This is a genomic window from Aquibium microcysteis (assembly GCF_014495845.1).
In the GTDB taxonomy this organism is placed as follows: domain Bacteria; phylum Pseudomonadota; class Alphaproteobacteria; order Rhizobiales; family Rhizobiaceae; genus Aquibium; species Aquibium microcysteis.
Window position 1 is genome coordinate 952,935 of sequence record NZ_CP061080.1, and the last position, 22,068, is coordinate 975,002.

Annotated in this window: 12 protein-coding genes; 5 read left to right on the forward strand and 7 right to left on the reverse strand. The window is 69.8% G+C overall.

The window, feature by feature from the left end:
* Nucleotides 1-2 precede the first annotated feature (2 nt).
* From IAI54_RS04310 to IAI54_RS04320, 3 genes are all read left to right on the forward strand, one after another.
* Nucleotides 3-869, forward strand: a complete 867-nt coding sequence (locus IAI54_RS04310; protein ID WP_187971182.1) for an ABC transporter permease — start codon at nt 3-5, stop codon at nt 867-869.
* Nucleotides 859-2,511, forward strand: a complete 1,653-nt coding sequence (locus IAI54_RS04315; RefSeq protein WP_187971183.1) for a dipeptide ABC transporter ATP-binding protein — start codon at nt 859-861, stop codon at nt 2,509-2,511. Before IAI54_RS04310 ends, IAI54_RS04315 begins: the two co-directional genes overlap by 11 nt.
* A gap of 142 nt (nt 2,512-2,653) precedes the next feature.
* On the forward strand, nt 2,654-3,580 hold the full coding sequence (locus IAI54_RS04320) for a thioesterase family protein (RefSeq protein WP_187971184.1): 927 nt from the start codon (nt 2,654-2,656) through the stop codon (nt 3,578-3,580).
* A gap of 51 nt (nt 3,581-3,631) precedes the next feature.
* On the opposite strand, the gene IAI54_RS04325 is transcribed toward IAI54_RS04320, so the two are convergent.
* The 3 genes from IAI54_RS04325 to IAI54_RS04335 form a co-directional block, all read right to left on the reverse strand.
* A complete protein-coding gene (locus IAI54_RS04325) occupies nt 3,632-5,170 on the reverse strand; it encodes a tannase/feruloyl esterase family alpha/beta hydrolase (RefSeq protein ID WP_187971185.1) in 1,539 nt (512 codons plus the stop codon).
* 88 nt (nt 5,171-5,258) lie between these two features.
* Nucleotides 5,259-5,987, reverse strand: a complete 729-nt coding sequence (locus IAI54_RS04330) for an enoyl-CoA hydratase/isomerase family protein (protein WP_187971186.1) — start codon at nt 5,985-5,987, stop codon at nt 5,259-5,261.
* Complete coding sequence (locus tag IAI54_RS04335; RefSeq protein ID WP_187971187.1) at nt 5,984-8,356, reverse strand: xanthine dehydrogenase family protein molybdopterin-binding subunit; 2,373 nt, start codon at nt 8,354-8,356, stop codon at nt 5,984-5,986. Before IAI54_RS04335 ends, IAI54_RS04330 begins: the two co-directional genes overlap by 4 nt.
* 695 nt (nt 8,357-9,051) lie before the next feature.
* Between IAI54_RS04335 and IAI54_RS04340 the strand changes: the two genes are divergently transcribed.
* Nucleotides 9,052-16,947, forward strand: a complete 7,896-nt coding sequence (locus tag IAI54_RS04340) for a hypothetical protein (protein WP_187971188.1) — start codon at nt 9,052-9,054, stop codon at nt 16,945-16,947.
* Between the two features lie 142 nt (nt 16,948-17,089).
* Here the strand turns inward: IAI54_RS04340 and IAI54_RS04345 are convergent, their stop codons facing one another.
* From IAI54_RS04345 to IAI54_RS04360, 4 genes are all read right to left on the reverse strand, one after another.
* Nucleotides 17,090-18,103 (reverse strand): MBL fold metallo-hydrolase, encoded by a 1,014-nt coding sequence (locus IAI54_RS04345; RefSeq protein ID WP_187971189.1) that lies wholly within the window; start codon nt 18,101-18,103, stop codon nt 17,090-17,092.
* 19 nt (nt 18,104-18,122) lie between these two features.
* Nucleotides 18,123-19,439, reverse strand: a complete 1,317-nt coding sequence (locus IAI54_RS04350; RefSeq protein ID WP_187971190.1) for a TRAP transporter large permease — start codon at nt 19,437-19,439, stop codon at nt 18,123-18,125.
* Entirely contained in the window at nt 19,436-19,996 is a 561-nt protein-coding gene (locus IAI54_RS04355; protein WP_235679246.1) for a TRAP transporter small permease subunit, read from the reverse strand. Before IAI54_RS04355 ends, IAI54_RS04350 begins: the two co-directional genes overlap by 4 nt.
* Before the next feature lie 145 nt (nt 19,997-20,141).
* A complete protein-coding gene (locus tag IAI54_RS04360) occupies nt 20,142-21,215 on the reverse strand; it encodes a type 2 periplasmic-binding domain-containing protein (RefSeq protein ID WP_187971191.1) in 1,074 nt (357 codons plus the stop codon).
* A 150-nt stretch (nt 21,216-21,365) separates the two neighbouring features.
* Between IAI54_RS04360 and IAI54_RS04365 the strand changes: the two genes are divergently transcribed.
* On the forward strand, nt 21,366-22,055 hold the full coding sequence (locus tag IAI54_RS04365) for a TetR/AcrR family transcriptional regulator (protein WP_235679247.1): 690 nt from the start codon (nt 21,366-21,368) through the stop codon (nt 22,053-22,055).
* The last annotated feature ends 13 nt before the right edge of the window (nt 22,056-22,068 follow it).

A 22,068-nucleotide genomic window follows, 5' to 3' on the forward strand; every position in this document is an offset into this window, starting at 1 on the left:
CGATGACCGGCCGTTCCCTCTCCTCGCTCCGGCTGCCGGCGATCCCGCGCACGCCCCCGCTGGTCGGCGCCGCTGCGCTGCTGCTGGCCGTCGTCGTGGTCGCCGCCATCCTGGCGCCGCTGGTGGCGACGCATGATCCGAATGCGCTGAACCCGGCGCTGCGCTTCCGTCCGATGGGCGGCGAACACCTGCTCGGCACCGATTCCTTCGGGCGCGACATCTTCTCCCGCCTAGTCTACGGCGCGCGCGCCTCTCTCTTCGTGGGCGTGGTCACGGCCGTGGCCAGCATTTCCGTCGGACTGCTGATCGGCCTGGTCTGCGGCTATTTCCGGTTGGCCGACATGCTGCTGATGCGGCTGATGGACGGATTGATGGCCATTCCGGGCATCCTGCTCGCCATCGCCTTCGTGTCGCTCTGGGGCGCGTCGCTCACCAGCGTCATCGTCGCCATCAGCGTCCCCGAGATCCCGCGGGTCGTGCGGCTGACGCGCTCGGTCGTGCTCGCCACGCGGCATGAGGCCTATGTCGAGGCGGCGGTGACGCTCGGCACGCCGAGCTGGCTGATCGTCCGGCGCCACCTGATGCCCAACACGCTGCCGGCGCTGATCGTGCAGTCGACCTACGTCTGCGCCTCGGCGATCATGGTCGAGGCGATCCTGTCCTTCATCGGCGCCGGCCTGAGCTCCGACACGCCGACCTGGGGCAACATGATCGCCGACGGCCGGCTCTACTTCCAGATCCGGCCGTCGATCGTTTTCGTCCCCGCCGCCGTGCTGTCGGCCTGCGTGCTGGCGATGAACGTCATCGGCGACGAACTGCGCGACCGGCTCGATCCGCGCCTGAGCAGGGGAGACCGCCGTGTCGGCTGAACCGGTGCTGGCCATCGCGGGCCTGTCGCTCGGGCTGCGTCGCGGCGGCTGGCGACCGCTGCTCGAGGATCTGTCGCTTCAGGTGGCGGAGGGCGAGACCGTCTGCCTCGTCGGCGAGAGCGGTTCGGGCAAGTCGCTGACCGCGCTCGCGACCATGGGCCTGCTGTCGCCGTCGATCCAGGTCCGCGGCGGATCGATCCGCATCGACGGGCGCTCCGTTCTCGATGCGGGACCCTCGGCGATGCGCCGGATGCGCGCGTCCAGCATGGGCATGATCTTCCAGGAGCCGATGACGGCGCTGAACCCGGTCGTCACCGTCGGGGCACAGATCGACGAGGTGCTGGTGATCCATGGGCGCCAGTCCAGGCGCGAGCGCCGCGCCGAGGTGCTGCAGGTGCTGGAATCGGTGAACCTTCCCGATCCGGCCGCGATCTACGACGCCTATCCGCACCAGCTGTCCGGCGGGCAGCGGCAGCGCGCGATGATCGCGATGGCGCTGGTGCTGAAACCGCGCATCCTCATCGCCGACGAGCCGACCACCGCGCTCGACGTGACGACGCAGCGCCAGATCCTGTCGCTGATCAAGGCGCTGCAGGCGCGCAACCGGATGGGCGTGCTGTTCATCACGCACGACATGGGCGTCGTCGCCGACATCGCCGACAGGGTCATCGTGCTGCGCAACGGCCGCATGGTCGAGCAGGGACCCGTCGGGGACATCCTGCGCGCGCCCGAGGCGGCCTATACGCGCGAACTCCTGCAGTCGGTGCCGAGCCTGATCCCGGCGGCAAGGCGCCCGCCCGTCGAGACCGCGCCGGTGCTGACGGTCGACGGATTGTCGAAGCACTATGGCGGTGGCGGACTGTTCGGCAGGCGTCGGAAGGTGGCCGCGGCAGTGGACGTCGCCTTCGCGCTCCGGCCGGGCCGCACGCTCGGCATCGTCGGCGAGAGCGGATCGGGCAAGAGCACGGTCGCGCGCTGCGTCATGCGGCTGCTCAAGCCGGATGCAGGGCGGGTGAACCTCGCCGGCGAGGACATCGCCGTTCTTCCGGAAAAGGACCTGCACGCGAAGCGGCGGCACATCCAGCTCGTCTTCCAGGATCCCTATCGCTCGCTCAATCCCCGCATTCCGGTCGGCGAGAGCATCATCGAGGGCCTGACCAACTACGGCACCGCCCGCGCGGCCGCCATGGACCAGGCGCGTGCGCTGCTCGACCGGGTCGGGCTTCCTGCCGATGCCGTGAACCGCTACCCGCACGAGTTTTCGGGCGGCCAGCGCCAGCGCATCGCGATTGCCCGCGCACTGGCGCTCTCGCCGCAGGTCATCGTCGCCGACGAGGCGGTGTCTGCGCTCGACGTGGTCGTGCAGAAACAGGTGCTCGACCTGCTGCGCACCCTCCAGGACGATCTCGGCATCGCCATGCTGTTCATTACGCACGACCTGCGCGTGGCGGCGCAGGTGTGCGACGACATCCTGGTGATGCAGTCGGGAAAGGCCGTGGAGTTCGGCCCCGCCGCGGACATCCTGCGCCACCCGCGCCACCGCTACACGCGCGAACTCATCGACGCCGCACCGGGCCGGCACTGGGACTTCGCCCGTTTCCGGGCCGTCGAGACCGAGCACTCCCCGACAACCGGCGCCTAAGGCGGCAACCGGCGCCTAGGGCAGCATCTGGCGCCTAGGGCGGCAACTGGCGCCCAAGGCGGCAACTGGCGCCTGAAGCGGAATCCCGCTGTTGCCATATATCAGGAACCCTGATAGCCGAATGGCGAACGGGAGGAACGTGATGGGCGGTCAGGACGGCATCGGCGGGATCGAAGTCTGGCGTGGCGGCGTCAACGCCTGGGAATGCGACGAGATGGGTCACATGAACACCCGGTTCTACGTCGTGCGTTGCATGGAGGGCCTGTCCGTCCTGTTCGCGTTCTCCGGCCTGCCCGGCATCTTCGCGGCAGGCGCGACCGTGACCCTGCAGGTCGACGAAATGCACATCCGTTTCCACCGCGAGGCGGCCGTGGCGACGCCGCTGCGGCTGACGGCGGGGTTCGTGCGGGTGGGCGAGGCGGATGCGGACGTGGTGGCGCTGCTGCATCACGGCATCGGCGGAGCGCTCGCGGCGACCTTCCGGGTCGTGCTGAGGGCCGCTGCACCGGACGGCGGCGCGGCGGAATGGCCGGCATCCTTCCGCGAGCGGGCAGCAGGGCTCGGCATGGCCGTGCCGGCGGAGGCGCGCCCGCGCAGCGTGAAGAGCGGGCCGGTCCCGGCGATCGATGCAGCCCGCGCGCTCGAGGCCCACAGGCGGATCTCGCTCGGCGCGCTCGCGCCCGCCGACTGCGATGCCTTCGGGCGCATGCTGCCGCAGAAGTTCATGGGCGCCGTCGCCGACGGCATCCGGCAGCTGACGACGCCGCTGCGCGAAGTCGTCGTGGCGCATGCCGACCCCGCGCCGACGCATTTCGGCGGGGCGGTGCTGGAATTCCGGATGGTGCATTGCGGCCGGCCGCGCACCGGCGACTGTTTCGAGGTCCGCTCGGCCTTCACGGCGGCCGACGGCAAGACGATGTCGCTCGAGCACTGGATGATCGACCCGATCGACGGCCGGGTCTGGGGCCATATGGAATCGGTGGCGGTCGTGTTCGACATCGACCGCCGCAAGATCGTCGGCATCACCGCCGCGGCGCTCGAAGCGCTCCGCCCGATGATGCTCGCCTGACCGTATCCGGGGCCGCGCCTTCGTCGAAGCCGCGGCTCCCGTGTCCTTCGCCTATTCGGCCGGGCTCATCGGCGCGCAGGCGAAGTTCGCCGCATCGTTGGTGTCGCCGCTGCCCTTGTAGGTCGCGATCGTCGGATAGGGGCAGAGCGGTCGCGTCATCGGGCTGTCGGCCTTCGAGGCGATGATCCGCTCCGGCGCCTCGCCCTTCTCGACCCAGTTCTCCAGAGCAGTCAGCATGTCGAAGCGGTCGGGTCCGGCGCCGCCGCGGCAGTGGCCGACGCCCGGCGCGAGGAAGTAGCGCACGCTGTCGGTCACCGGTGCATCGATCTGCGGCCCGACGGTGGCCTCCACGGCCTTGTAGTATTGCAGCGTCTGCAGCGCGCTCGGGCCGGAATCGTTGAAGCCGTGCCAGAGCAGGAGCTTGCCGCCGCGCTTCACGAAGGGCGCGATGTCGGGATCCGTCGGGATCATGTAGTCGGTCGCCTTCGTCCCCAGCAGCTTCGCCATCTCCGTGTCGGGATCGAAGGTCAGCGGATCCCAGTCCGGGTCCTGCTTGTAGAGATAGGCCGTGGCGACGCCGCCGAAATGGACGTTGAGTCCCTTGGGCAGCGGCGGAATGCCCACGAAGCGCATCACCCAGTCGCTCTCGCCGCCGCGCAGCGTCGGGTCGGACACCGTGAGGCCGTCGGGCGTGACGTAGCCGGCATAGAGCTTGCGCACCGCGCCGGCCTGCTCCGGCGACAGGCACGCGGCGCCGGCGGTCTGGCCGGCCTCGCACTCGATCTCGGCCGGATCCCAGGTGCAGGCGAGCGGGTTGGTCAGGTAGCCGTCCTTCACCCCGTCGACCGCGTCGCAGGCCGCGATCACGGCGTCGCGGATCAGCGGCACCTGCTCGGCGGTGATCAGCGCGCCGGGCGTGTTGCGGAAGACCTGCGCCCGCTGGATCGACTGGGAGTAGAGCACCCAGCTGAACACCGGCGCGCCGGCGATGACGCCGTCGAAATCGTCCGGATGGCGCTGCGTTTCGGTCATGCCCTGGCGCCCGCCCGTCGAGCAGCCCTGCCAGTAGGCATGCGTCTGCGGCCGGCCGTAATGGGCCGCCACGAGGGCCTTGCCGACGACGGCCGACACGTGGGCGGCGCGCTCGCCGAAATCGGCGAGCACGACCTCGTTGAGCTGGCCCTTCTCCGTGATCATCCAGTCCATGCCGAGAGATTCGGTGCCGCCGTGGCCCATGTTGGTGCCGATGGTGGCGTAGCCGCGCGCCAGTGCGGGCGCGGCCGTCTCCAGCTTGGTGTCGCCGGCGAAGCCGCTGCCGCCGAGGGCGAGGAACTTGCCGTTCCAGTCCAGCGGCAGGCGCGTGACGGTGACGATCTGCGAGCCGGGAGCCGAGGCATTGACCGCCTCGACCTCGCAATAGGCGGGCAGTCCGTCCGCCGCGGCGACGTCGCGGGCGGCGGTGACGGTGGTGTCGGCGACCAGGCCGGGCTGCATGAGCGCGGCGCAGTCGGCGGCGAGCGCCGCCTGCGCGGTGCCGGCCGCCAGGACCAACGCCAGTCCGGCGGCGACTGTCTGTCTTCGGGTCGTCATCGTCTCTCTCCTCCTTCTGGTTGCACGGCAATGCTGCCGGCGATCCCGCCGCCTCGGCCTCCGGGCTCCTCTCCCGGAATCAGCCCGCTCAGCGGAAGCGTTCGGCCGTCGCGACACTGTTGATCAGCGCGGCGAGCTCCTTGCGGGAGGCGAAGGACGCCTCCGGCGCGGTCGACAGGAAGGCCTTGACGGCCCGCACCGTGGCGACCGAGTTCCTTGCCAGCTGCGCGACGATGCGCTCCGTCTCGGCCTCCAGCGCGTCGGTCGCGGCGACGACGCCGATGAGGCCGAGCGCTTTCGCCTCCGGCGCGGAGATCGCGTCGCGGGTCAGCACCAGACGCGCCAGCACCGCGCGGGGCAGGCGGTCGGCGAGCGCGTTCATCACCAGCGTCGGGGCGATGTCGTGGTTCATCTCCGGCACCTGGAAGAGCGCCGTGTCGGCGGCGACCGCCACGTCGGCGAGAGCGGCGATGGCGCAGCCGACGCCGCTGGCGCGGCCGCGCACCTGGCTCACCACCGGCACCGGGACCTCCCGCAGGACCTGGTAGAAGTCCAGCACCGGATCGGAGATCAGGCGTCGCAGGTCGAGCGCGGTGGCGCGGGTGCCGGCCGGCGGCATCGCCGCGCTGCGGCCGGTGCAGAAGTCGGTGCCGGCGCCGCGGACGAGCACTGCCCGCGTGTCCGGGTCGAGGGTGCGCAGCGCCGACGTGATCGCCTCGGCCATGACGGGCGTCAGCGCGTTGCCGTGATCGGGCCGGCTGAGCTCGATGTCGAGCACGTGGTCGTCGCGCCGGGTGATGATGACGTCGCTGCTCACTGGCTGTCTCCTCCGCTGATCGTCTGCCTTGCCCTTGCGTCCTGGATCGCCTGCCAGATCCGCGGCGGCGTCGCCGGCATCTCGACGTGACGCACGCCGAGATGGGCGAGCGCGTCCACGACGGCATTGATGGTGACGCCGAGCGCCGGCGTCGTGCCGCCTTCGCCGCCCGGCCGGAATCCCATCGGGTGATTTGCCGAGGGGATTTCGCTCAGGTCGGTGACGAAGGACGGAAAGTCGCCGGCGCGGGCGACCGCATAGTCCATCAGGGACGCCGACAGCGTCTGGCCGCTGTCGTCGAAGTGCATGCACTCGAGCAGCGCCTGTCCGGCACCCTGGACGATGCCGCCATGGGTCTGGCCGTGCACGATCATCGGGTTGAGTGCGCGGCCGACGTCGTCCACCGAGACGTAGTTGGCGATCTCCCATGCGCCCGTCTCCGGGTCGATCTCGATCTCGCAGACGGCGGCGCCGTAGGGAAAGGCGAGACCCGCGGTGACCGCGTCGGCGACGGCGCGGAAGGGGCCTCGCAGCGGCGCGGGCAGGCCGGCGCCGTCCTCGGCCTGACGGGCGAGCTCGAACAGGGTGGCGACGCGGTTGGTTCCGGCGACGCGGAAGAGGCCGTCCTCGGCGGCGATCTCGTCGAGCGGCCGGCCGGCGAGGGCGGCAAGCACGCTGCGGGCGCGCAGCACGATCTCCTCCGACGCCTGCCGGAAGACGATGGAGGCGAAACGCAGCGAACGGCCCGAATGCGAGCCGCCGCCGGCAGAGACGAAATCCGTGTCGCCGGTCCGGATGCGGACGGTTGTGTGAGGGACGCCGAGGAGACCGCCGACGAGTTGCGCGAAGGCCGTCTCGTGGCCCTGGCCGGTGTTCTGGGTCCCCACGACGACGTCGATCGTCCCGCCGGAGGCGTCGATGGCGATCTCGGCGCGCTCGCGGGGAATGCCGCTGGTGCCCTCGATGTAGTTGCCGAAGCCGATCCCGCGGCAGCGCCCGCGCGCTCGCGCCTCGGCCCGGCGGGCCTCGAAGCCCTCCCAGTCGGCGAGATCGAGCGCCCTCTGCATGACCGCCTCGTAGGCGCCGTTGTCGTAGGTCACGCCGAAAGGGTTGCGGTAGGGCTGCGCCTGCGGCGGGATCATGTTGCGGCGGCGCAGCGCGATCCGGTCGAATCCGCACTGGCGGGCGGCGAGGTCGATCATGCGCTCGATCGCATACATGGCTTCCGGCCGACCGGCGCTGCGATAGGGGATGGTCGGCGGCGTGTTGGTCATCACCGCGCGCGCCGCGACGCAGGCAGCCGGAACGCGGTAGAGGCTCGTCATCAGCTGCGCGCCCTTGTTGAGCGGCACGTAGGAGACGGTGTTGGCGCCGACGTTGGACGTGTTGGTCGAGCGGAAGGCGAGGAAGGTGCCCTCAGCGTCCAGCGCCAGCTCCGCCTCGATCTCGAGGTCGCGGCCCTGGTAGTCGGCGAGGAAGGATTCGGTGCGGTCGGCGATGTGACGCACCGGACGTCCGGTCTGCCGCGCCGCGAGCGCCAGCGCCACGAACTCCGGATAGAGCGCGTTTCGTGTGCCGAAATTGCCGCCGACGTCGGGCGGCGCGACGACGCGCACCAGGGCCGGGTCGACGCCGAGCGTCGCGGCGAGCTGGTCGCGCATGGCCACCACGCCGATCCCGCTCGAGGCGTGCAGCGTGAAGCGTCCGGTGGCGGCGTCATAGGCCGCGGCGCTGCTGCGCGGCTCCATGTGCGCGCCGGTCACGCGCTGGACATGGCTTCGGAAGGCCACGCGGTGGGCCGCCGCCTCGAAAGCCGCCGCGGTCGCGGCCGGGTCGCCGATCACCGCCTCGAGCGCGAGGTTGCCGGGCACGTGGTCCCAGAGCAGAGGGGCGTCCGGTTGCATGGCGGCCGAGGCCCGTGTGACGGCGTCGAGCACCTCCCACTCCACCGCGATCCGATCGGCCGCGTCCCTGGCGACGTCGTGGCTTTCGGCGACGACTGCGGCGAAAGCCTCGCCGACATGGCGCACCCGGTCGTCCGGCAGGACGCGGTGGGGCGTGCGGGCCCGCTCCGACCCGTCGGCATTGGCCAGCGGGACGTCGGCACCGGCCTTCGACGTGCCGATCGCGTGAGGAAGGGGGGCGAGCGCCCGCACGGCCGCGTCGCCGCCCGTGAGGACGGCCAGAACGCCGGGGACGGCCAGCGCCTCGGCGACGTCGATCGCCCGGATCCGCGCATGGGCGTGCGGCGACCGCGCGAACACGGCGAAGGCGGCGTTCGCGAAGCGCAGGTCGTCGGCGAACCGTCCGGCTCCGCGAACGAGTCGGTCGTCTTCCGTCCGGAGAACCTCCTCGCCGATTCCCTTCATTCGTCTCGTCCTCTCCGTCTCGTACCGTCGATGCGACGTCCGCCACGCGCCCGCGCGCTCCTCAGGTCTCGCGACACGCATATCAGGGAGACTTATAATTCATGAATGCCACATTGGATATGTCATTGTTGAAAATTTGCTGCTGCGATCAAGCGCCGGCGGTCCCCGCCGGAGGAGAAGCCATGGACCGGTCCCGACTATCCCGGTGAGAGAGGACATGCAGAGGTTCGTCGCCGAGCTTCCGTGATCGCCGACGCTCGTGCGGTGCCGCGACGAGCCGCCCGCACCGGTGGAGCCAGCCTGAACCGGACCCTCGCCGGCTGCCCGACCGTGCAATCACGCTTCCGAAAAACTCAGACGACGAAAGTTCAGAATAACAAATGAGAAAGATTACCGGTTGCGCTTGACGCGGATAGCAACTTGTCTAATCTTAATCCATTCGGATTCGGCCCGTTGTGTTCGCCCGGCTTGGAGCGGCGATGCAGCATTGGAGGTCAGTCGTGCGCAGTGCGTTGCGGTTGCCGATGTTGCGTCTCGAAGTCCGACAAGTCCCCCGCTCGCCAGATGGCGAGAAGGAGACGGTCTTCGGCCGACTTCTTCACGCGTTTGTTCTGTCGGCCAGTCGCTGGCGGCATGTCTGCTTTCCTGCTTTCGTCTGCATCTGTGCGCTTCTCCTCCTGGTTGGGGGCACGGGCGTGGCGGAAGCGGCCTGCGTGCCGACGGGCGCGACCATGGACTGCGTCGATCCGCCGGCGGGTGGCGCGCAGTACACGGCACCGGCGGTTACCACGCTGAACGTCAACGGCCTGACTGCCGACATTCTCCCGGCCGCAGGCGTGGCCGGCGTTTCCCTGGTCACCGCGCCGCGGCCCGACGGCGGCGGCGGTGACGACTGCGACATCGGGATCGTCTGCGACGGCGATCCGGGCAACCCGGGCACCGCAGGCGCGAACCTGACCATCGACTATGCCGGCGGCTCCTTCGACATCATCACGTCGGGCGGCGGCAAGGGCGTCGTCGGCATCAGCCTTGGCGGCTACGGCGGAAGCGGCGGCGACGGCTACGGCCTCGGCGGCTACGGCGGAACCGGCGGCGCCGGCGGGGCGGGCGGCACCGTGACGATCGACAGTTCGGGCGAGATCGTCACGTCCGGAGATTTCGCGCACGGCATTCTCGGCCAGAGCATCGGCGGCAACGGTGGGGTGGGCGGCGATGCCGGCGGCGTCGATGCCGAAGGCGGCACCGGCGGTGCCGCGGCCGGCGGCGGTGCGGTCAGCATCACCAGCTACTCGACGATCTCGACCGATGGCGAGTCGGCCCACGGCATCTTCGCCCAGAGTTCCGGCGGCCGGGCCGGTGCCGGCGGCGACGCGGGCGGCATCTGGGCCGAAGCCGGCGGCGGCGGAACGGCAGCTCCGGGCGCCGCGGTCACCGTCGACAATTTCGGCACTATCCACACCCAGGGAGGCTATTCCATCGGCATCTTCGCCCAGTCGGTCGGCGGCTTCGGCGGCGATGGCGGCAGCGGCGGCGGGCTGGTCGCCTTCGGCGGCGACGCGGCCAGCGCCGGCCCCGGCGGCACGGTCATCGTGAACAACCAGGGAATCATCGAAACCGACGAAGCCGGCTCGCACGGTATCCTGGCGCAGTCGATCGGCGGCGGCGGCGGATCCGGCGGTTCGGCCGGCGGACTGGTCGCGCTGGGCGCCGAGGGGTCGGTCGGCGGGGCGGGCGGTGCCGTGACCGTCACCAACGACGGGGCTGGCCACATCGAGACCCAGGGCAACAATTCCAAGGGCATCTTCGCCCAGTCGGTCGGCGGCGGCGGCGGTGACGGCGGCAATTCCGGCGGCCTGGTCTCGATCGGCGGCGGCGGCAGTTCGTCGAGCGCCGGCGGCGTGGTGGTCGTGACCAACGCGCAGTCGATCACCACCCATGGCGACCGTTCGGATGCCGTCTACGCGCAGTCGGTCGGCGGCGGCGGCGGCAGCGGCGGGGTCTCCGGAGGGCTCGTCTCGATCGGCGGCGAAGGCGGCAGCGGCGGCAGCGGCGAGACCGTGACGGTCACCAACAGCGGCACCCTGTTCACGTCGGGCGTGTTCGCGCGCGGCATCTTCGCCCAGTCGGTCGGCGGCGGCGGCGGCGACGGCGGCTTCTCCGGCGGTCTGGTGTCGATCGGCGGAGCCGGTGCCGAAGGCGGCAGCGGCAAGAAGGTCACCGTCGGCAATTCCGGCGACATCACGACGGAAGAGAATGATTCGGCGGCGATCTTCGCGCAGAGCGTCGGCGGCGGCGGCGGCGCCGGCGGCAATTCGCTCGGCGTCGGCGTGTTCGTGACCGTGGCCGTCGGCGGCAGCGGCGGCAAGGGCGGCGGCGGCGGCGACGTGGCCGTCAACGAAGGCAACACCGCCGGTTCGGCCGGTGCCAGGATCGAGACGAAGGGCGATCGCTCGGCCGGTATCCTGGCGCAGTCCGTCGGCGGTGGCGGCGGCAGCGGCGGTTTCGCGATCGGCGCGGCGGGCGCGCCCTATGGCAACGTGACGCTGACCTTCGGCGGCAGCGGCGGCGACGGCGGCGACGGCGGCGTGGTCTACGCCGGTGCCAATGGCGAGATCATGACCGGCGGCTCGTTCTCCTCCGGCATCGTCGCCGAATCGATCGGCGGCGGCGGCGGCAGCGGCGGCTTCACGGTGGCCGTGTCGGCATCGACCGGTGGCTCCGTGGCGCTCGGCATGGGCGGCACCGGCGGCAAGGGCGGCGCCGGAGGCGAGGTCGACGTCAACAATTTCGCGACCATTCGGACCGGCTGCGCCGATTGCACCCAGTCGCACGGCATTCTGGCCAGCAGCATCGGCGGCGGCGGTGGCTCGGGCGGCTTCGCCATCACCGGCTCGGCGGCCATGGTGGGAAGCCTGTCTCTCGGTTTCGGCGGAACCGGCGGGGAGGGCAATGGCGGCGGCACGGTCGACGTGGTGAGCACCGTCGCCGACGCGGCCGGTATCCGCACCGACGGCGACATGTCGCACGGCATCCTGGCGCAGTCCATCGGCGGCGGCGGCGGCAACGGCGGCTTCAGCGTCGCCGTGGGTGTCGCGCTCCAGGGTCCGGCGGCGAGCCTCGCCTTCGGCGGCGACGGCGGTGTCGGCGCTATGGGCGGCGTGGTGACGGTCGACAACACCGGCAACATCACGACGACCGGCGACGGCTCGAACGGCATCCTGGCCCAGTCGATCGGCGGCGGCGGGGGCACCGGCGGATTCTCCGGGTCGCTCGCCTTCAGCGTGCAGGGGGCGGCCGGCGCGGCATCCTTCGGCGGGGCGGGCGGCGAAGGATCGGAAGGCAACGACGTCACCGTCCATCATTCCGGCGACATCCGCACGAGCGGCGACAATGCCGCCGGCATCCTTGCCCAGTCCGTCGGCGGCGGCGGCGGCACCGGCGGCTTCAGCATCGGCGCGTCGGGCTCGATCAAGTCGACCGCCGCCGTCATGGCGATGGGCGGCGACGGCGGCACGGGTGGCGGCAGCGGGACGGTGACGGTGACCGACGTCTTCGGCACCATCACCACCAGCGGGCAGCAGTCGCACGGCATCCTGGCCCAGTCCGTCGCCGGCGGCGGCGGCACGGGCGGCTTCAGCATCGGCGCGAGCTTCTCGCTCAAGAGCGATTCCTACGCCAATGCGGTGGGCGGGACCGGCGGCACGGCGCAGAATGCGGGTGACGTCATCGTCGTCAACGACGCCGCCATCATCACGGGCGGCGCTTTCGCGCTGATCGGAGACCGCGAGATCGCCGCAGGCGTCGGTTCGCACGGCATTCTCGCCCAGTCGATCGGCGGCGGCGGCGGCACGGGCGGGTTCAGCGGCGCGGTCGCGATCACGATGGAAGGAGACGCCTCGGCCAGCACCACGGGCGGCGAGGGTGCCGGCGGCGGCGACGGCGGATCGGTCGACGTCACCTCCAACGGCACCATCATCACGCGCGCCGACAACTCCATCGGCCTCTTCGCGCAGTCGGTCGGCGGCGGCGGCGGCAGTGGCGGCTTCTCCATCGGCTTCGGCGGCTCGATGAAGTCGGATGCCGACACCAAGAGCGTCGGCGGCAAGGGCGGAGCGGCCGGCAGCGGCGGCGAGGTGACGGTCGAGGTCAACGAGGCGATCACGACCTTCGGCGCGCTGTCGCACGGCGTCCTGGCGCAGTCGATCGGCGGCGGTGGCGGCAATGGCGGCTTTTCGATCGGCCTCGGCGGTTCGCTCGAGGCGGATTCCAAGGTCGACAGCGTCGGCGGCGATGCCAGCGGCGGCGGCGACGGCGGCACCGTGACGGTGACGGTCGGGGCGCAGGACAATCTGCTGTTTCCGCTGATCCGGACCTTCGGCGACGGCGCGGTCGGCGTCTTCGCGCAGTCGGTCGGCGGCGGCGGCGGCACGGGCGGGTTCTCCGGCGGTCTGAGCATCGCGGTCGACGGCACCGCCGAGAACGAGGTCGGCGGCGGCGGCGGCGGGGAGGGCGGTGCCGGCGGCGAGGTCCACGTCACGAACTACGGCACCATCGTCACGCGCGGGGCCAATGCGGCGGGCGTCTTCGCCCAGTCGGTGGGCGGTGGCGGCGGATCGGGCGGATTCTCGATCGCGGCCTCGGTCGGGGACAGCCAGGCCGTCGCCAACAGCGTCGGCGGCGACGGCAGCGGCGGCGGCGACGGCGGCGACGTGCGCGTCGACAATTTCGGTTACATCGAGACCCATGGCGACTTCTCGCACGGAATCATCGCCCAGTCGGTCGGCGGCGGCGGCGGCAGTGGCGGCATCGCCATCGCGGCCGGTGTCACGATGAGCGGCGACAGCGGTTCGAGCGAGGTCGGCGGCGGCGGCGGCGGCGCGGGCGGCAATGGCGGCGAGGTGATCGTCGAGAACGACGGCGTGATCGTCGTCCACGGCGACAATGCCTTCGGCATCTTCGCCCAGTCGGTGGGCGGCGGCGGCGGCTCGGGCGGCATCGCCGGCGGTCTCGACATCAACGGCACGATGGAGAGCGCCGTCGGCGGCGACGGCGGGGCGGGCGGCAATGGCGGCGACGTCACGGTTACCAGCAACGGCAGCATCACCACGACCGGCGCGAATTCCTCGGCCGTCTTCGCGCAGTCGGTCGGCGGCAGCGGCGGCTGGGGCGGCTTGGCGATCGGGATCGGCACCGGCGCGGGAGATTCGGACGGCGTCAAGCTGAGCCTCGGCTCCAAGAGCATCACGGAAACCTGCCTGAGCCTGCAGTTCGCGGAATGTCTGCCGCAGGGCGGCACGCAAGGAACCGTCACGGTTACCATCGATGGCGAGACCACGGTCACCAGCGGCAATCTCGCCTACGGGCTGCTCGCCCAGGCGATCGGCGGCGGCGGCGGCGCCATGGGCACCGTCATGGGCGCCCTGAGCTTCTTCGGCAGCGACGTCGTCGTCGACGTGGGCTCCAACGGTGCGCTGTCGGAGAACGGCCAGGCAGTGACCATCACCTACGGCAACCCGACGACCACGACGGGCCTCGGCTCGATCGGTCTCATCGCCCAGTCGGTCGGCGGCGGCGGCGGCGTCAACGCGATGACCGCCGAGGAACTCGAGCTCAATCCCACCGGCGAGGACAGCTTCATCCTCAGCGTCGGCGGCTATTCGGAAGGCGCCGGCTTCGACGGCACCGGCAGCGGCGGCGGCTTCGACATGACCGCCGAAGGGACCGTCACGACCGGGAACCACAACGCCATCGGCATCGTCGCCCAGACCATCGGCGGCGGCGGCGGCGTCGGCACCATCACGGTGGAGTCGATCGTCAACGGCGGCAAGCTGCTCGACATCGTGCTCGGGGGATCGCAGCACACCGACGGTCCTTTCGTCGGCGATGCCGGACCGGCCTCGACCCTGACGGCCGAGGAGCAGGTGACCACCTCCGGCGCGCTCAGCCACGGCATCGTCGCCCAGTCCATCGGCGGCGGCGGCGGCATCGCCAATGTCGCGTTCCTCGATGGTCTCGTGCTGGGCGAGGGCGTCGAAATCACGCTCGGAAGCGGCACGGACGGTGCCGGCGGCGAAGGTGGCGACGTCACCGTGACGGCCCATGGCGTCGAGACCGGCGGCGCCGGGGCCATGGGCATCGTCGTCCAGTCGATCGGCGGCGGTGGCGGCCTGACCGGCGTCTATTCCGACGGCCTGCTGCTCGGCCAGGACGGTTTCTCGCTCACCCCCGTGACGATCACTGCCGCCGGAGCCAGCGCGGGCGGCAATGGCGGCGATGCCACGCTCTACAGCTATGGCGACGTCCGGACGGACGGCTACGGCGCCCACGGCATCGTGGTGCAGTCGATCGCGGGCGGCGGCGGGATCGTCGGTTCGGGGCTCTATGGCACGGACATCGACGATCCGGACCTGAAAGCCTTCGCCGGCAGCGTCGGCAAGCCCGGCACGGCCGGCAGGGTCTCGGTCACCCAGACCCGCAACGTCGTCGTGGCGGGCGAAGACAGCGTCGGCATCTACGGCCAGAGCGCCGGCGGCACGGCCAATGGCGACGTCGACATCGTCGTCGACCACAACGGCACGGACGGCAACGGCATCGGCCTCGTCTGGGCGGCCGACGGGACGGGAGCTGCGGTCCAGTTCGCCGATGGCGACGAGAACCTTCTGTCCAGCAACGGAACGCTCTACGCGCAGGGCAGTCTGGCCGCGCCCAACGTGCTGCCGCGGATCGACGGTCTGGCCGTTCTCGGCGGCATCGGCAACGAGGACGTCTTCAACCGGGCGCGCGGCGCAGGCTTCGTGGATGACTATGCCCTGACGGACGGGGTCACCCGGACCAGCAACATCATCGGCAATGTCGATCTCGGCGGCGGCACCAACAATCTGACCAATGAAGCCGGGGCGCTGTTCATTTCCGATGCCTTCGTGAAGCTGGGCATGGGCGGTTACCTCACCAACGAAGGCTTCCTCGCACCCGGCGATCGGGGGCGCGTCCTGACGACGTCGGTCGGAAGCCACCTCGTGCTGGCCGATTCCGGCTTCTACTACATCGACATCGACCTCAATCAGCAGAATGCCGACGACACGAAGGTGACCGACCTGATCTCGGTGAACGAGACCGCCACCGTCGACGGCGCGGGTCCGCTCCTGCTTCTGTCGATCGACAAGGCGTTCTCCAATGACGGCTACGTCATCGTCCATGCCGACGGCGGCGTCACCGACCAGGGCTTCACGCCGACGCTCACGCCTCCGGCCGTCGGCTTCATCTTCAGCGTCGAGGTCGAGGACAATCCTGTGACCGGCCAGGACCTCGTCCTCCTCGCCGAGAAGCCGGCCTTCCTCGACCTCCTCCAGGATCCGGCATCAGGCACCACCGATCCCAACGTCTGGCGGATGGGCGAGGGCATCGACGCGATCGAGCAGGCGATCGACGTCGACGATCCCTTCAATTATCTCGTCAATCTGCTGCGGCTGCAGCCCGACCACCAGGCGCTCGGCGACGCGGTCATCACGCTGACGCCGCACCAGGCGCCGCATCTGTTCGCAATGACGCAGCAGCGTTCGTCGGAGTTCCTCGACCTCTCGGCGTCATGCCCGGCCGGGCAGACAGATCCCGACGACCGGCGCAACTGCGTCTGGGCCGACGTCGTCGGGGGCGAGGCCAGTCGCGAGGTTGTCCAGGACAGCCCCGCGAACGAGGATGACTGGCGGTCCCTGGCCTTCGGCCTGCAGGGCGTGGTGAACGATCACTGGGCCGCCGGCTTCGCCCTGGGCACCACCGAGACGGCATCCAGCCAGATCCGGCACGGAGAAACGCTCTCCGACCTGAAGGGCAACATCCACTCCGCCAGCCTCTCGGCAGACTACCGCAACGGTCCGTTCGGGATGACCTTCGTGGCCGCCGGTTCCTATGGCGCCTGGCGCGCACGGCGGCATGTCGAGGTCGACGGCTTTCAGCAGACCTACACGAGTTTCGACGGCATCGCCTACGACGAGAACGATCAGGAGTATCCGCTGTTCTCCGAGAAGACGGTCGAGTTCGAAGGCATCGACGGCATCGCGAGAAGCAATCCCGACATACTCTCGCTCAACCCGCGGCTGCGGTTCAGCCACGTCCAGGCCTTCGGCGGCTTCGAGATGGTGTCCTATCTCGATCTCGACGGTTACTTCATGTACTCGCGTGAGCGCGACGAGACCGGTGTCGGCCTCGCCAACCTGACCTATCCGTCCCTGTGGCAGTCGGCCTTCGTCGTCACACCGCGTCTGGAAGTCAATCGCACGGTCGCGCTCGCTTCGGGGGCGACCCTGAGCGGCTTCGTTCGCGGCGGCGTCGCGCTCTCGCCGCAGGACTCCTGGTCTGCACGGACGCAGTTCATCGCGGCACCCGACGGGCTCGACCCGATCGAGATCGTCGAACCCTTCGACCAGGCGCGGTTCGAGATCGAGGCGGGCCTCGATCTCTACTGCTCGCAGTCCGGCGGCAGGATGCAGGTGAACTATGACGGCTCCTTCGGCACGACGACCAGCCAGCACGCGCTCAAGGCGATGCTGGCCTACAGGTTCGGCGGAGCGGCCGGTGCAGGCGGCTGTTTCTGATCGTCTGCGGGCCGTGGCAGGCCGACCACCCGGGAGAGCCGGCCGCCCGCTTGGCCCGCCATTCGGAGCGCGGCGTGCTGACGGGCGCAGCCGGTTGCGGCCGCTGCCCGCCGGCGACGCATGAAGCGGGCGGCCTTCGGCGTCAGCCGCGATGGAGAAGCCCGCAGGCCTTGCAATAAGCCTCGTGCACCGGTCCGCGGCCGAGATGGTGGCGGAAGCCCTTCATCTCCGCGAAATAGGGGATCGGCGCGCGCGCCGGACGCTCCGGCGCCTGGCCGAAATCGTCGAAGAGGGTCTGGATGGTGACGACGACGCGCTCGGCGTCGTTCCAGTCGCGGTACGCGCCGAGGTCGATCTTGTAGGCTGCCTCCAGGTAGTCCATGCCTTGCTCGTAGAGCGGCCGTGACCGGTCGGTGACGTATTGCAGATAGTCGCGCATCGTCCGCACGTCGTCCTTGGTCGAGATCGGGCCGTGGCCGGCGACGATCGTCTCGACGTCCATGTCGAGCACCATGTCGCAGACCCGGATCCAGCGGTCGACGGGTCCGTACCAGGCGATCGGCGTGCCTTCGGTGAACAGGATGTCGCCGGTGTAGATCACCTTGTCGTCCGGCACGTAGATCAGGGCGTCACCCAGCGAATGCGACGGGCCGACCTCGATCAGTTGCACCGTCTTGGAGCCGACCTTGATGTCGAGCGTGCCCGAGAAGGTTTCCGTCGGCGGGGTGAGCTCGATGCCGGAGAAATCGAACGGCCGGAAGCACTCCTTCATGAAGACCCCTGCGCTGCCGTACTGGTCGGCATTGGTAACGATCTTCTGCACCACCGCCGGGTCGAAGCGGGCGAAGTCGTCCACCGTCCCCTGGGTGGCGATGATGCGCGCGCCCTCGACGAGCTGGTTGCCGAAGGTGTGGTCGCCGTCCGCATGGGTGTTGACGAGAATGCCGATCTCCTTCGCCGCGGGAATGGAGGCGCGGTAGGCGGCGAGCATCTCGGCCGTGAGCTTCAGGTCGAACAGCGTGTCGACCATCAGCGACGCGTCGCCGTCGACGATCAGCCCGGCATTCGACCAGCCCCAGCTGCCGTCCGGCAGCAGGTAGGCGTAGCAGCCGTTGCCGAGATCGTGGATGCCTTTGGTGTATTGCCACTTGGCCATTGGGGAACTCCGATCGGTTTCAGACGAGCGCGGTTGCGAGCCACGGGAAGAGGAAGACCAGCACGAGCACCAGCAGCATCATCGCCGCGAAGGGGGCCGCGCCGGCGAAGATGTCGCCCAGCGTCACCGTGCTGTCGGGCCCCAGTGTCGCCTTCACCACGAAGGCGGCGATGCCGAAAGGCGGCGTGAGCAGGCCGATCTCGACCGCCAGCACCACCATCACGCCGAGCCAGATCAGGTCGACGCCGGTGCCGGTCAGGATCGGCAGGGCGATCGGCAGCGTCAGAAGCATGATCGAAGCCGAATCGAGGATCGTGCCGAGCAGGATGATGACGATCATCAGCGCCACGACGATCCCCGTGACGCCCATGCCGGACTCCACGACGTAGGACCCCAGCCAGCCCGGCATGCCCGACATCGCGAGCATCCGCGAGTAGAGGCTGGCGCCGATGATCAGGAAGCAGATCGACGAGGTCGTGTGGCCGGTCTGCACCAGCACCTGCCAGAAGCTCGCCCATGTCAGCCGGCGCTTGGCGAGCGAGATCAGAAGCGCCCCGAGAGCGCCCGCGGCACCTGCCTCCGTCGGCGTGAAGAAGCCGCCATAGATGCCGCCGAGCACGAGCGCGATCAGGATGACGATGGGCGCCAGCTTGCTGGCCATTTCGGCCACGCCCATGTCCTGCGACGTGTCGTAGGACGCTGCCCGTCTTGCCCCGACGAAGGACGGCCACCACCGTCCCATCGCAATGATGCCGGCGCAGTAGACCACCGCCAGCAGCGTCCCGGGGATGACGCCCGCGATGAACAGCGAGCCGACCGACTGCTCCGTCAGCACGCCGTAGAGAATGAACAGCAGGCTGGGCGGGATCAGCATGCCGAGCACCGAGGAGCCCGCGACCACGCCCACCGCGAAGCGCGGCGTGTAGCCGTGGCGGATCATCTCCGGCACCGCCACCTTGGTGAAAACGGCCGCCGAGGCGATCGAGATGCCGGTGATCGCGGCAAAGACGGCATTGGCGGCCACCGTGGCGATGCCGAGCCCGCCGAGCACGCGGCGGAACAGCTGCGCGGCCACCTCGAACGTGTCGCGCCCGATGCCCGCCACCGCCACCAGCAGGCCCATCAGCACGAACAGCGGCACCACGCCGAACAGATAGTCGCTGATGGAATCCTTGAAGGCCAGCACCAGCATGTTCGAGGCGATGTCGAAACTGCCGCGCAGCAGCCAGACCCCGCCGAAGGAGAGCAGGATGAGGGCGATGGCGACGTGCATGCCCGAATAGATCAGCGCCAGCATGAGGCCGATCGACAGGAAGGCGATGCCGACGCCGCTCATGCCGAACGCTCCCGCAGCGCGCGCAGGTCGTCGAGCGCACCTGCGAGGAACTGCAGCGCGGTCGCGGCGATGCCGAGGAAGACGAGGATGAACAGCGGCCATTGCGGGATCGTGAAGAAGCCCGGATTGCCCATGAAGTTGCGCTCCGGATGCAGCCATGCGGCGGCGACGCTCGGCCAGAACCGCCAGGCGATCATCGCCATCAGCAGCCCGCCGGCGAGATGGCAGACGCACAAGAGGGCAAGGCGAGCCCGCGGCGCGCGGCTTTCGAGCACGCCGAGCAGCACGTCCGACCGGGTCATCGATCCGGAGCGCAGCGTATGGGCGAGTTGCAGGAAGACGATACCGACGATCGAGAAGGCGACGAGTTCCGGAACGCCGGCGATCGGCGCGTCGAAGGCGCTGCGGCCGACGATGTCGGCATTGATCAGCAGCATCAGCCCGATGATCCACAGCGTGCCCAGGGCATTCATGATGCCGAGGATGCGCGCGAAAGGTCCGGCCGGCGGGCCGGGGAGGGGGGCTGAGTCTGGAGGAAGGGCGGATTCGCCGGCCATGAGGGTCGTTCCCGTCATCGGTTGGAAGGGCGGTCGCGGGCGCCTCGTGCGCCGGCATCAGGCACCCGCGCAGGTGCCGGTGCAGGCGGCGCCGCGGCGCCGCCCGTCCGTGTCGTCTGCAGCCCGGCGCCAGCGCCGGCTGTGCTCATTCCGCTAGGTAATCGCGCTCGTAGGTGAAGCCTGCCGCCTTCAGCTTGTCGCGATAGGCTTCCAGCACCGCCTTTGCCGGCTCTCCGCGCGCTTCGGCCGCCTTGATCCAGGCCGCGGTCGGATTGGGCAGCGCCTTGATCCAGGCGGTGCGCTCGGCCGGGTCGAACTCGACCAGCTTGCCGCCCGCCTCGACCAGCGTCTTCTTCGCCGCCTCGTAGCGCGCCTCCTGCTCGTCGAAATAGGCCTTGGTGTAGGCCGCGGCGGCGGTCCGGAAGGCGGCCTTGGTGCCATCCGAGAACGTGTCCCACTGCATCTTCGATACGCCCATGCCGCCGATGTACATCGCCCCGAAATGCGTCAGGTTCCAGTTCGGCGCGACCTCGTAGAGCTTGGCGGGAACATTGGCCGTCATCCAGCCGATGTTGCCGTCGTACACGCCCGTCTTGATGTCGTTGTAGAAGGACACGTAGCTGCCCTGCACGCCGACGGCCCCGGTGCCGGCGAGCCAGGCGAGGTTGGGTCCGGCGCCGCCGAGCTTGACGCCGTTCATGTCGGCGACCTTCGTCAGCTCGCGGGTGGAGGCGATGTTGTAGTCGTCGATGGCGATGCCGCCGCCGATGTAGACGACGCCGGTCGCCTCCTCGAGCTTCGCCAGCGCGCCTTCCGTCTCCGTCAGCGCGGCTTCCACGGCGGCGGTCACGCCGCGGGCGTCGGCCGGGCCGAAGGGCATGGCATAGGTCAGGTTGAGAAGCCCCATCGTGGCGGGATTGAAGACGCCGCTCATCTGACCGACGTCGATGATGCCCTGCTGGAAGGCCTCAACTTCCGAGCCGAGCTTGACGATGGTGCCGCCATAGCCCTGCGTCCAGTTGATCTTGACCTCGCCCGATTTCGCCAGTTCGGCGTCGACGGTCGGGATGAAGGTTTCCTTGATGTGCTTCACCCAGAGGAAGACCTCGGGGTGGCCGGTGGCGACGGTGAGATTGATCGTCTCCTGCGCGAAGACGGGCGTCGCGCCCCAGGCGACGGCGATGGCGGCCGCGCCGCCCAGCAAAGCGTTTCTGTTCATCGGGTTCCTCCCAGGTTGGACGGCGGCTCGCTCCCGGCCGGTGCCGTCGAACAGGACGGTAGCAGATTTGAACAGGTTGACAAGATACCTGTCATGACGTTCAATGACGCTCGTGATGGCGCGGCAGGCGTCCGGCGGAAAGGGTGCGACGTGGCGAGAAGCGAGAAGTCCGGCGAGGGCGACAGGGTCGTGGTGGTCGAACCGACGCCGCGCAACGCCATCGGCACCCGCAACCGCATCCTGATGGCGGCCGAAGGCGAGTTCGCCGATCACGGCTTCGACGGCGCCACGGTGCGCCAGATCGCGCTGCGCGCCGACGTTCCGGTCGCGCTGGTCAATTATCACTTCGGCAGCAAGGAAGGGCTCTACCGCGCGATCTTCGAGATGCGCGCGCCGATGATCGTCGACCAGCGCATCGCCGGCCTTCGCCTGGCCGAGATGGAGCCGGACCCGGAGCGCAAGGTCGAGATGATCGTCAAGGCGGTGCTCGTCCCCAACCTCCACATGCGCAGCACCGAGAAGAATTCGAGCTATGCGCGCATCCTGGCGCGCGAGGTGTCGGATCCGAAGTCTCACCACCGCAAGGTCGTCGCCGAGTTCTTCGATCCGATCGCCTACCAGGTGATCGACGCGCTGCAGCGCGCCATGCCCGACCGGTCGATCGAGGAGATCAACTGGGGCTACCAGGCCATGCTCGGCGTGATGGTCTACACCATGGCCGATACCGGCCGCATCAGCCGCCTGTCTGGCGGGCGCTGCGATCCGGAGGACGAGATGACCACGGCCAGGCACCTCGTGGCGCTCATGAAGGCGGCTCTTCTCTACAGCCGCGTGTCGTAATCGAAGCCGGACG